An 11,322-nucleotide genomic window follows, 5' to 3' on the forward strand; every position below is an offset into this window, starting at 1 on the left:
ACTGGTGACGCAGGGTTGGTCACCGACACCCTCGGCCGTCCCGTCAGGGACCTCCGCATTTCGGTCACCGATCGCTGTAACTTCCGCTGCACGTACTGCATGCCGAAGGAGGTCTTCCATCGCGACTTCCAGTATCTGGCTCGGTCAGCGTTGCTCGACTTCGATGAGATTGAGCGCGTCGCCCGTTCATTCGCCCGCCACGGAGTGACCAAGTTGCGTCTCACCGGAGGCGAGCCGTTGCTTCGCAGGGGCCTCGAGGATCTCATCGCCCGCCTCGCGGCCATTCCCGGGATCGACGATCTCGCCATGACCACCAATGGCGCCCTCCTCGAACGGAAGGCCTCGGGGTTGGCCGCTGCAGGGCTCCGGCGGGTGACCGTGAGCCTCGACTCGCTCGACGACGCCGTCTTTATGGCGATGAACGACGTCGGTTTCCCGGTGCGCCAGGTGCTTGACGGCATCGCGGCTGCAGCTGAGGCCGGGCTCGGGCCGATCAAGATCAACATGGTCGTCAAACGCGGCGTCAACGACGCCTCTGTGGTCGATATGGCGCGGCACTTCAAAGGCACCGGCCACACCCTTCGCTTCATCGAGTACATGGACGTCGGTTCGACGAACGGATGGCGATTGGATGACGTCGTCACCGCTGCCAGCATCGTGGAGGTACTCGACCGCGAGTTCGGTCTCGAACCCATCGAACCGTCCTATACCGGTGAGGTGGCCACGCGGTGGCGGTACAGCGACGGCACCGGGGAAGTCGGGGTCATTGGTTCCGTCACGAAGCCTTTCTGCGGCGATTGCACCAGGGCTCGCCTGTCCGCCGAAGGCATGCTCTACACCTGCCTGTTCGCTGCCGACGGCACCGACCTGCGCGAGGTGGTCAGGAGCAGCCACGACGGGCGGACCGTCGACGAGGCACTCGACCAGCGGGTCCATCAAGTGTGGAGTAACAGGACGGACCGCTACTCCGAGACCAGGTCGTCGGTGACCGACGGATTGGCCGCTGGGCTCACCATCCGGCCCGCCACCCGTCCCGTCAAGGTCGAGATGAGCCACATTGGGGGATGAGGTTCTCACAGCGCCACCAACAATGAGCCAGATGAGTGACACCGAATTCCCGACGGCCCCGACGGCCCCGACGACCCCGACGACGGGCCGCAACGAAGGGCCACGCAGGCAACCTGTGACTCCATGGCGATCTGCCCAGCACCGACGGGGGCGAAGTCAGGGAACACTCGAATCGTGATGCGATTAGGTCTCAAGTCGAAGCTGATTTCAGGTGGCCGAGTCAGACCGGTGTTGCCCGGCATATGTGTGGCCATCCTGATCGGAGCCGCTGCGACGGCGATTGCATCGGTCTCGGAAGCATTGTCACCGCTCGTCGTCGGAGTCGTACTCGGAGGAATCGTTGCCAACATGATTCACCAGCCGAGCTTCTTGGACTCAGGAGTGGCCATCTGCGCTCGCCCTGTACTGCGAGCTGGCGTAGTTCTGCTCGGATTGCGGCTCTCGCTCGGTGACGTCGCGACGTTCGGAGCGAAGGGGCTTCTCGTAGTCGGGTTCGTGGTAACAGTGACGTTCTTCGGGACCCAGTTGATCGGTCGACGACTGGGTCTGTCGGCGGACCTCAGCCTGCTCGTCGCAACCGGGTATTCCATTTGTGGCGCTTCCGCCATCGCTGCAGTTGATGGCGTGATCGAGGCTCGCGAGGAGGAAGCCGCGTATGCGATCACCCTCGTCACGCTCTGCGGGACTCTCTCCATCTTCGCACTGCCGCCGCTCGGCAACCTCCTGGGCCTCCACGGCGAAGCATTCGGCATTTGGGTTGGAGGCGCGGTTCATGACGTCGGACAAGTCGTGGCTACCGCTTCGGTTGAGGGCGAAGGTGCCTTGCGATCGGCGACGATCGTCAAGCTCACACGAGTGATGTTGCTTGCGCCCATGGTTGCGCTCATCGCTCTGAGGCGGCGACGCTCCGATGGAGCAATCTCTGGGCAAAGGCCGCCACTCGTCCCCGGATTCGTTGGCGGGTTCCTCCTCACTGTGCTCCTGCGATCCTCCGGCGCGCTGCCCGCCAACATTCTCGACGTTGCGTCCTCTGCCGAGACGATGTTGTTGACCGTCGCAATGGTTGGCCTCGGTATGGGGGTCAGAGTGAGTCGAATGCGCGAGCTCGGCGGTCGCCCCTTGGCTCTGGGCGCAATCTCGTGGGCCCTCGTTGCGATGGCGGCATTGGCCGGGACGTGGTTCGCGACGTAGCAGAACAATCAAAGCGGAGTGGCGTGCACAGGCCAACAACCATCCCATGTGAACGCGAAAGGACCAGCGAATCTTTCCCCTCGATCGAGAGGAGGTACGGCCGCCCGGTCGCCAAATGGAAGGAACTGATCCGTGACATCCCACTCGAAGATCACCTGGACGTCGTTCGCTGACCGACTGGTGGACCAGTGGGGCTCGCGCAAAGACGTCGTGTGTTGGGTGTTGACAGTGAAGCGCTTCAGCTGCAAGGTTCTCTCTTGATGATGTGGGCGTCAGAGAGAAGGTGGTTGATGGGATTCAGCGGCCGAGAGCAAGGCATTTTCCAATTCGTCGAGCAGGTTCGTTTTGTGGAGTCGGCGTGCAGCGACCGGGCCTCGTGAGAATGGGCAGCATGTTTGGGGTGTCGGAGTGATATTGCTTGACGGGGCGCCAGTCACCTCGCTTGAGGACTACGTCGAACGTGGTGGCGGGGCCGCACTGAGCATTGCGATCAAGGCTGGGCCCGACCACGTGCTGAGCGAACTCGAGGCCTCGGGCCTGCGGGGTCGTGGAGGCGCTGGCTTCTCGACTGGACTGAAATGGCGCTCGATCGTGGCCGGCGGTGCGGAGGCCGGTGAACGCTTTGTTGTCGCCAACGGCGCAGAGGGAGAGCCGGGCACGTTCAAAGATCGGGCGCTATTGCGCCATAACCCGTATCTGCTGCTGGAGGGGCTGTTAGTTGCAGCGCATACGGTCGGTGCCCGGCGGGTGTTCGTTGCGTTGAAGTCGTCGTTCGAGTTCGAGGCTGATGTGGTGGCGCTGGGGGCAGCGGAGATGGCCGCAGCTGGGTGGGCCGACGATGTTCAGATCGAGCTTGTTCGGGGCCCCGATGAGTATCTGTTCGGTGAGGAAAAGGCGCTACTCGAAGTGATCGAGGGCGAAGAGCCGCTGCCGCGCTTGTTCCCACCGTATTTGTACGGGTTGTTCACGACGAGTCCTCAGGTGGGCTGGTCGGCAGGCCGAACACTCGCCGGCGTCCGGCTCCACGGGTCGAATCCGACTCTTGTCAATAACGTTGAAACGTTGTCGACCGTCCCGGCGATCGTCGCGAATGGTGGGGAGTGGTATCGGGGCTTTGGAACGGCGGAGTCGCCGGGCACGATGGTGTGCACGGTGTCGGGTGACACGGTTCGTCATGGTGTCGGCGAGTTCGAACTCGGTACGCCGGTGGCGACGGTGATTGCTGAGTTGGGTGGGGGGATGGCCGATGGCCGTGCGGTTAAGTACGTGCTGTCGGGGATCTCGAATCCAGTCCTGCGCGGTGAACTGATCGACACGCCGCTCACGTACGAACATATGGAATCGGTCGGCGCCGGGCTGGGGACGGGTGGATTCATCGTCTACGACGATCGCACCGATCCAGCGGAGTTGGCCTATGCGGTCTCGCGGTTTCTTGGTATCGAGTCGTGCGGCCAGTGCTCGGCATGCAAGCTCGGCTGTCAAGCGGTCACCGAGTTGTTGTCGGGTCTCGATGGTGTCACCGAGGGTGCCGTGTACGGCGACATCTCGGCACGCTTGGCGAGCGTTACCGATGCGTCACGTTGCTTCTTGCCGTCCCAGGAGCAACGCGTCGTGACGAGCCTGATGCGGGACATGCACGATCCCGAATCACGGCGTCCGGCGCGAGGACTGGAGCTGACGAAGATCCTTGACCTTGTCGGTGACCGATTCGTCCTCGATGACACCCAATCGAGGAAGCGCCCTGATTGGACCTACGAGCCCAAGGCGACATGACCGAACGCCTCGGGTGGCTGCGTTGCCGGTGACTGAGTGGGACCCAACCAGTGGTTGAGCGGATGAGAGATCATCGAGGACACGGTGAGCGTTCTTGTCTACGTTGCGCTGAAACAAGCCCAGCCGGATACGGGTGGTCCGGTGAGTTGTGGCCAGTCGGCGGGTCGTGCTCATTTGACGTGCCACTTGAGCGTCTCGCGTTTGAGGGGTCGTAGTGTTCGACGCTCTGATGTCTGGTAAGGGATCGTTCTCTCCCTCGACGGCGAAACGCCGATGGAAGTCGTGAAAACCTGAACGCAGTACCGTGGTGCTCGCTCCTCGGAGGCTCGGAGAGATCACTGATTGCCAGGAACGACCGAGGGACCTATCCGGGATCACGCCCGGGAACTTGAGGGGTCCCGGAGCTCGTAGCCGCATGCGTAGGCGCCTGCTGCTTTGTGGGCGATCCGTTCGATCTCTACCTCGGGGAGCACCTCTCGCAGGAACTCGAGCTCGGTGGTGCAGGCCTGTCCGTACTTGGATGCCACGGCCCAGATGGCGCAACTGTGCAGGGTCATCCTGTACACGCCGTCGGGGAGCTTCTCGAAGTCGGCGAGATATCCCTCCTCGTCGAGCATGCCGGCGAGGAACGCCATCTTGTCGTCGAGGCTCTTGCCAGCGATCTGCGTCCGAGCTTGTGCGACCCGCCGGTCACGGCGTCGTTCGAAGATACGAGAGACGAGCTGTGGGTCTTCTTCCTCGATGTGGTCGAGCAACTCGACGGACAGGTCGACGGAGGCCGTGGGGAGCATGGCCTCGGCGAGATCGGTGCTGTGGTAGAGGTCGGTCGGGCGCCCCGGACGGCCCCGTTCCTGGCGGGCGGCGACGACCCCGGCGGCCCTGAGGGCGGCCAGGTGTTGACGGACACCGCTGGGAGTAATTCCCAGGGCCTCAGCGAGCTCTTCGGCTGATGCCTCTCCACGCTTTTTGACCGCGACAACGACCTGCTTTTGGGCGGGCGAAAGCTCGACCAGGCGTGTCGGTGCAGCATCGGTCACGTTCTGAGCCTACTTCAGGCGGGGCGAGCACGCAATTGACAAGTAACAACTTGCGTAAGTAGCATTACCTGTGCAATTGTCCTACGACGAGGGAAGCACTGTGGCCACGGGCCCACGGCGGCGACCGAGATCCAACACATCGCCAACAACAAGGAGTCCTTTCCAATGACCACTATCGAAGTCACAACCGCACCCGTCATCAACCTCACCGACAGTGCCGCTGCAAAAGTCGCGGAGCTGATTGCCCAGGAGGGCGACGACCAGCTGGCGCTGCGAGTCGCCGTCAAGGCGGGCGGATGTTCAGGGATGTCCTACGAGATGTTCTTCGACCACGACACTGAGCCCGAAGACCACGAGGCCGTGTTCGGCACAGCCAAGGTGAGAGTCGACTCAGCCAGCGCCATCCATCTCGCTGGTGCCACTCTCGACTACAAAGACGGCATCAAAGACGCCGGCTTCCACATCGAGAACCCCAACGCCAAGCGCTCTTGCGGCTGCGGACAGTCGTTCTCGTGACGAGCGACGCGCTACGCGAGTCGGTAGATCCCTTGGTCGGTCTGAACTGGCCAGGCCTCAGCGAACGGCTCGTCAAGGTCCTCCGGCTCTCCACGGTCCCGATCGCCATCAGCTTCGCTGACAGTCCGCCGCCGGGTGTCGACCGCTTCGACGCCCCGATGTCCTCCGCGACCGACGATGGTCGCCAGGGGCGGGTTCCGGCTGGCTGCGTGTTCTGGGTGCACGGAGCCGAGCGAGCGTTCGCCACGGTGCCCGAGGACCATGGCAACTGCAGCGTCGGCAGTGTCACCCATGGCCTGTTGGCGCCGAGCGAAGTGATCGATCACAGCGACGTCGCCGAACTGGTCGGTGCCGGGTGGGTCGGCCCCGACGTTCTGGAGCAGCTGCCCAAGGTGACGAGGCAGCCAGGATCGGTCGTCTACGCTCCGCTCCAAGACACCCCGGTCGAGCCTGACGTCGTGCTCTTGAGGGTCAACGCCCGTCAGCTGATGGTGCTGTCCGATGCGCTGCCGGGCCTATCGATCGGGGGAAAGCCGCAGTGCCACATCGTGGCGCTGGCTAAAGAGCAGGGTGTAGCCGCGGCGAGCGTGGGCTGTGCGCCCACTCGCCAGCGGATCGGCATGGGCCCCGACGAGATGACATGCGCCTTGCCGGCGGCACAACTCGACTCGATCGTCGCGGCCATCGAGAAGACCGCAGGGATCGACGCCGCCGTCGGTCGGTACGCCGCCGAGGACGCGCGCCGCTTCGCCAGCCGGGGATCGTGAGCCGCGTCCTGCTCCTCCTGCCGACCGAGACGTACCGGGCCGCGGACTTTCTGGCGGCTGCCAGCCGCCTCGACGTCGACGTCGTCGTCGGTTCCGAGCGTCGCCAGATGATGGCCGAGTCGATGGGCGACCGGGCGGTAGTCGTGCCCATGGGTGACGTCGCCATCGCCGTGGGCATCATCGCGGCCCTCCACCAGCGTCAACCGCTCGACGCGGTGCTGGCCGTCGATGACCAGGGGTTGGCGGTGGCCGCCGCAGCGTCCGAGCACCTGGGGATGACCCACAACCCAACCGACGCAGTGGCCGCGACGAGAAATAAGGCGGTACTGCGGGAGCGCCTGGCAGCATCGTCGGTGCCCCAGCCCGACTATCGGGTCGTCATGCCCGGTGGGCGGATCTCCGCTGCGGCGGCGGAGATCGGCTACCCGTGCGTGGTGAAGCCGGTGTCTCGCTCCGGGAGCCAGGGGGTCATCCGCGTCGACAACCGCACCGAGGCGGTCGCTGCCGAGGACCGAATCCGATCGATCGTCGGCGCATCCGAGCCGCTCCTCGTCGAGCGGTTCGTCCCCGGAGCGGAGGTTGCCGTCGAGGGCCTGCTCGAAGGCGGGACGCTCGCGGTGCTCGCCGTATTCGACAAACCCGACCCGCTCAACGGTCCGTTCTTCGAGGAGACGATCTACGTCACGCCGTCACGCCAGCCGCCAGCAGTCCTCGCCGCCATCGAGGCGACGGTCGCCTCCGCCGCTGCGGCGCTGGGGCTGAGGGAGGGCCCAGTCCACGCCGAGCTGCGCATCGGCCCAGCGGACGAGCTGACCGTCCTCGAGGTCGCGGCGCGCTCCATCGGTGGGCTGTGCGCACGAGCACTGCGCTTCGGGGCTGGCGTGAGCCTCGAAGAGGTCATCATCCGCCACGCCATCGGCGCGGGTCTCGACGGGCTGAGCCGGGAGACTCAGGCGTCGGGGGTGATGATGCTCCCGATCCGCTCGGCCGGGGTGCTTGAACGGGTCTCTGGCCTCAGCGACGCGCTGGGCGTCGACGGCGTCGCCGGCGTGGAGATCAGCATCCCCGTCGGGCGGCCGGTGATCCCTCTCCCCGAGGGCGACCGTTACCTCGGGTTCGTCTTCGCGCACGGGCCCGAACCGGCCGACGTCGAGCTCGCCCTGCGCCGTGCCGAGGCTGTACTGGACGTGGTCGTGCGGCCGGCGCACGGGCCGGCGGTCGCCGACCGTACGCCTGAATGTCGTGCCGAAGGGTGAGGGTTCTGGTGGCGTCCACCTACGAGTTGGGGCACCAACCGCTGTCTGTGGCTACGGCCACCGCAGCGCTGCTCGGCGCCGGCCACGAGGTGCGTGGTGTCGACATCGCCGTCGACACCCTCGCCAGCGCCGACGTCGACTGGGCCGAGCGGGTGGCACTGTCGGTGCCGATGCACACTGCGATGCGCCTGGCATTGCGGGTCGTCGAGACCGTCAGGGCTCGTCGACCTGGCCTGGCGGTGTGTTTCTTCGGCCTGTACGCAGGGATGGGTCGGGAGCTCACCGTGACGTCGCCGGCGGACGCGATCATTGCTGGCGAGTACGAGGCCGGCCTGGTGGCATGGGCGAACGGCGTAGATCCAGGAGCCGCTGTCCAGCTGCATCGCTCCGAAGGTCGTGTGCCTGTCCGTGAGTTGTTGCCGGAGCTGGGGCGCTACACCCGCCTGGTCATCGCCGGCGAGGAGCGATTGGTCGGCTCCGTCGCTGCCAGCCGCGGTTGCGCTCACCGCTGCCGCCACTGCCCGGTACCGGTGGTCTACGACGGGCGGGTCCGCCGCGTCGAGGAGGCCGCTGTGCTCGCCGACGTCGACCAACTGGTGGCTGCCGGGGCCCGTCACATCAACTTCGCCGACCCTGATTTCCTCAATGCCCCCCACCACTCCCGTCGCGTTGTGGCAGCCATCCACCGCCGGCACCCGGACCTGACCTTCGACGCCACGATCAAGGTCGAGCACATCCTCCGTTACCCCGACGCACTCCCCGAGCTCGCCGCAGCCGGCTGCGCGTTCGTTGTCTCGGCGTTCGAGTCGGTCAGCGACTCCATCCTTCGTTGTCTCGACAAAGGCCACACCGCCGCTGACGCGTCCGAAGCGGTGATTGCCCTTCGAGCCCACGGCATCGAGGTCCGTCCGTCATGGCTCCCCTTTACCCCGTGGACCACCATTGACGACTTGGTCGAGTTGTTCGACTTCGTCGTCGCCCACGACCTCATCGCGAGCGTCGATCCGGTGCAGTACAGCGTGCGCCTGCTGGTCCCCGAGGGCTCGCTGCTCCTCGGCGAGACGACCATGACACCCCACCTCGGTGCCTACGATCCGACCCGGCTGGGTTGGACGTGGGCACATCCCGATCCGGCCATTGACCGCCTCCACGCTCAGATCGCGACCCTCGTCGAGGCGCGGGTCGGGCAGGCCCCCGTGCAGACCTTCGACGAGATCGACGCGCTCATCCGCTCGAGCGCCGGGACGTCATCGGCCCGCCCCGCTCAAGGAGCGGTGTCGGTGGGTCCGATCGGGGATCGGGCGCATTTCACCGAGCCCTGGTTCTGTTGAAGCGAACCCAGCGAGGCGCAGTTGGCGCCTCTCAAACCCCTCGTCTGAGGGCCCATCCCCAGTCCACCACTAAAAGGAACCCATCGTGACCGAAAACGATCCCAACAGCGAGATTGTCCTGAGTGTGACCGACGCCGCCCTCGCCGACGTGCTGGAGCTGCGCACCGGTGAGACCGACCCCGAATCCCTGGCCCTCTGGGTCGAGATCAACGGGAGCAGCGGTGGCGCCTACACCTACGACATGTATTTTCGGGAGGCCAACGACACCGCTCCCGACGATTGGACCAGGGTCCAGGGCGAGCTGACGATCATCGTGCCCACCGACAGCGTGTCGAAGATGGTGGGCTCGGTCCTCGACCGCAACCGCGACCTCCTGACCGGTGGGATGAGCATCCGCAACCCCAATCTTCCACCGGCTCCACCCCAGGCCAGCCCAGCAATGACCGGCCCGCCGCCCGATCTCAGCGGCGACGTCGCGCAGCGGGTGATGCAGGTCCTCGAGAGCCAGGTCAACCCGTCCATCGCCGCTCATGGCGGACGCGCCGACCTTGTAGCCGTGGACGGCGACGCCGTGTACCTGCGCCTCAGCGGCGGCTGCGCGGGCTGCGGAATGGCCGCCGTCACCCTCAGCCAGGGTATTGAGGTCGCCATCAAGGAGTCTGTCCCCGAGATCGTCAATATCGTCGACGTGACCGACCACGCCGCGGGAACCAACCCGTATTTCGAGCCGGCGAAGAAGTAGCGGTTCGCCACGATCCCGGCTTGCGGTCCGACGGGGAACGGATCGCCGATGGACGCAGGGCTGCTCTGAGCGACTGCATCGCGAGTCGAAGTTCGTTGCTCCAATTAGTGACGCTTGACGCCGCCGTACTTCATACGGGTGTCGCTCATCGACGCTGGTCGCGCGTCGTCAACGTTGATGGCGGCACCGACAACCTCGCCGACGAACAGCGTGTGGGTGCCGAGATCGAGGTGGTGACGCACCTCGCAGTCCATCCAGGCCATCGCCTCGTCGAACACGGGCGCACCCGTGACGAAAGCCCGGACGGGGCGGCCGTTCAGCGTGGTGCCGTCATCGACCGCCGGCTTGGAGAACTTCACGAACACCTTGGTGTCTTGGGAGTCCCACAGGTTCACGGTGAATGATCCGCCGTTGGTGATGAGTCTGTGCGTCACGGCGGTGTTGTCGACGCCGATGCCGATCAGAACGGGTTCCATTGACAGCTGAGTGATCCAACTCGTCGTCATCGCATTTCGCTCGTTGCCGTCGCTGGAGCCGACGAGCGCCAGCGCGTTCGGGATCTTCCACGTGACTCGGTTCACGATCTCATCATCCACGGTCATGCCGTCGAGTCTACGGCTCGACATATCACCACAGTGCGGCTCCCTGCCATTAGGCAAGTTATGCAACGTAAAACTTGCGTAAGCCGTAATGCGCTGATAGAACGTCCAGACACCGATGGCTCGATGATGGTTGTCGGCCTGAGCGCTTGGTCTCGTCACACACCCCCCGCCACCCCCCGGCGAGGCCAAGCGGACAGGAGCACTCTGAAAGTTTGGATTGATCAAAACTGGTGGACTGGCCATGGTCTGAATTCCCTACGGCGGCTTGGAACGGGTCATCGAGTCAACCGAGGAATGTCCCGGCGAGCGCATCTTCATCGATGTCGGCGAGGGCTCACCACGACGTCATCCGACGCTCCAATGGGCTCACTGTCGCGGTGAACCAATCGAGAAACCAACAATCAAGAAAAGGATTGCGATGACAACGACCGAACAGGTTCCACAGCTGATTTCACTCAGCCAGGACGCAACCGTGAAGGTGGCCGAGCTACTGGCTGCTGAAGGCGACGAAACGATGGCCCTTCGGGTCGCAGTGCGGCCGGGCGGCTGTTCGGGCTTCTCCTACGACATGTTCTTCGACGCCGACACCAACCCAGACGATTACAACGCGGTGTTCGGGTCAGTCACTGTGCGGGTCGATTCAGCCAGCGCCTCCCACCTCGCCGGCGCCACTTTGAATTTCAGCGACGGTCTCCAAGACGGCGGGTTCAGCCTCGACAACCCGAACGCCACCCGGAGTTGCGGGTGCGGACAGTCGTTCGGCTGACTCACCGAGACCTGTCCGCGAAAACTCTGTCCACTTTGTCCAAGACAAACCCACCAACCCTGTCGTTGAGCCGGCGTACGGCAAAATGATCGCCAATGGAAAGGAAATCTGATGAGCGAAACCCTGCAAACAATTGAGGAGTTGACGTCGGCTGATTATGAGTACGGCTTCAGCACGGATCTTGATACTGACATTGCTCCTCCGGGCCTTGATGAGAGTGTTGTTCGTCTCATCTCGTCGAAGAAGGATGAGCCCGAGTGGCTTCTTGAATGG

Annotated in this window: 11 protein-coding genes and 1 pseudogene; 10 read left to right on the forward strand and 2 right to left on the reverse strand. The window is 64.5% G+C overall.

Translation table 11 applies throughout. From position 1 onward, the window contains the following. Positions 1-15: 15 nt before the first annotated feature. From moaA to ACH2EI_RS12150, 4 genes and pseudogenes are all read left to right on the forward strand, one after another. A complete protein-coding gene (moaA, locus tag ACH2EI_RS12135; RefSeq protein ID WP_395160200.1) occupies positions 16-1,068 on the forward strand; it encodes a GTP 3',8-cyclase MoaA in 1,053 nt (350 codons plus the stop codon). A 177-nt stretch (positions 1,069-1,245) separates the two neighbouring features. Beyond that, positions 1,246-2,259: a YeiH family protein gene (locus ACH2EI_RS12140; RefSeq protein WP_395153121.1), complete on the forward strand. Its 1,014-nt coding sequence runs from the start codon at positions 1,246-1,248 to the stop codon at positions 2,257-2,259. 48 nt (positions 2,260-2,307) lie between these two features. Beyond that, positions 2,308-2,426, forward strand: a pseudogene (locus tag ACH2EI_RS12145) (DUF4287 domain-containing protein); the annotation flags it as partial. Between the two features lie 241 nt (positions 2,427-2,667). Beyond that, positions 2,668-4,032 (forward strand): NADH-ubiquinone oxidoreductase-F iron-sulfur binding region domain-containing protein, encoded by a 1,365-nt coding sequence (locus ACH2EI_RS12150; RefSeq protein ID WP_395160192.1) that lies wholly within the window; start codon positions 2,668-2,670, stop codon positions 4,030-4,032. Positions 4,033-4,406: 374 nt separating this feature from the next. Here the strand turns inward: ACH2EI_RS12150 and ACH2EI_RS12155 are convergent, their stop codons facing one another. Beyond that, on the reverse strand, positions 4,407-5,069 hold the full coding sequence (locus ACH2EI_RS12155; RefSeq protein WP_395160194.1) for a helix-turn-helix transcriptional regulator: 663 nt from the start codon (positions 5,067-5,069) through the stop codon (positions 4,407-4,409). A 165-nt stretch (positions 5,070-5,234) separates the two neighbouring features. On the opposite strand from ACH2EI_RS12155, the gene ACH2EI_RS12160 reads away from it, so the two are divergent. The 5 genes from ACH2EI_RS12160 (at position 5,235) to ACH2EI_RS12180 (ending at position 9,681) form a co-directional block, all read left to right on the forward strand. Continuing rightward, positions 5,235-5,585 carry a HesB/IscA family protein gene (locus ACH2EI_RS12160; RefSeq protein ID WP_395153117.1) on the forward strand — a complete coding sequence of 117 codons (351 nt, stop codon included), beginning with the start codon at positions 5,235-5,237 and terminating at the stop codon, positions 5,583-5,585. Further along, positions 5,582-6,352: a DUF169 domain-containing protein gene (locus ACH2EI_RS12165; RefSeq protein ID WP_395160196.1), complete on the forward strand. Its 771-nt coding sequence runs from the start codon at positions 5,582-5,584 to the stop codon at positions 6,350-6,352. The genes ACH2EI_RS12160 and ACH2EI_RS12165 overlap by 4 nt, the downstream gene beginning before the upstream one ends. Continuing rightward, positions 6,349-7,608, forward strand: a complete 1,260-nt coding sequence (locus ACH2EI_RS12170) for an ATP-grasp domain-containing protein (RefSeq protein WP_395153119.1) — start codon at positions 6,349-6,351, stop codon at positions 7,606-7,608. The genes ACH2EI_RS12165 and ACH2EI_RS12170 overlap by 4 nt, the downstream gene beginning before the upstream one ends. A gap of 8 nt (positions 7,609-7,616) precedes the next feature. Further along, positions 7,617-8,939 carry a CUAEP/CCAEP-tail radical SAM (seleno)protein gene (locus tag ACH2EI_RS12175; protein ID WP_395160198.1) on the forward strand — a complete coding sequence of 441 codons (1,323 nt, stop codon included), beginning with the start codon at positions 7,617-7,619 and terminating at the stop codon, positions 8,937-8,939. Between the two features lie 85 nt (positions 8,940-9,024). Continuing rightward, a complete protein-coding gene (locus ACH2EI_RS12180) occupies positions 9,025-9,681 on the forward strand; it encodes a NifU family protein (RefSeq protein WP_395156478.1) in 657 nt (218 codons plus the stop codon). 104 nt (positions 9,682-9,785) lie between these two features. Here ACH2EI_RS12180 and ACH2EI_RS12185 read toward each other — a convergent pair whose 3' ends face one another. After that, positions 9,786-10,283 (reverse strand): flavin reductase family protein, encoded by a 498-nt coding sequence (locus tag ACH2EI_RS12185; RefSeq protein ID WP_395156476.1) that lies wholly within the window; start codon positions 10,281-10,283, stop codon positions 9,786-9,788. A 418-nt stretch (positions 10,284-10,701) separates the two neighbouring features. Here ACH2EI_RS12185 and ACH2EI_RS12190 point away from each other — a divergent pair, with 418 nt between their 5' ends. Then, complete coding sequence (locus ACH2EI_RS12190; RefSeq protein ID WP_395156474.1) at positions 10,702-11,049, forward strand: HesB/IscA family protein; 348 nt, start codon at positions 10,702-10,704, stop codon at positions 11,047-11,049. The last annotated feature ends 273 nt before the right edge of the window (positions 11,050-11,322 follow it).

Source organism: Ilumatobacter sp. (assembly GCF_041688325.1).
Lineage (GTDB): Bacteria > Actinomycetota > Acidimicrobiia > Acidimicrobiales > Ilumatobacteraceae > Ilumatobacter_A.

Coding starts and splice junctions, on each gene's coding strand:
- ACH2EI_RS12190 (WP_395156474.1), top strand. CDS start 10,702: ATGACAACGACCGAACAGGTTCCACAGCTGATTTCACTCAGCCAGGAC.
- ACH2EI_RS12160 (WP_395153117.1), top strand. CDS start 5,235: ATGACCACTATCGAAGTCACAACCGCACCCGTCATCAACCTCACCGAC.
- ACH2EI_RS12140 (WP_395153121.1), top strand. CDS start 1,246: ATGCGATTAGGTCTCAAGTCGAAGCTGATTTCAGGTGGCCGAGTCAGA.
- ACH2EI_RS12185 (WP_395156476.1), bottom strand. CDS start 10,283: ATGACCGTGGATGATGAGATCGTGAACCGAGTCACGTGGAAGATCCCG.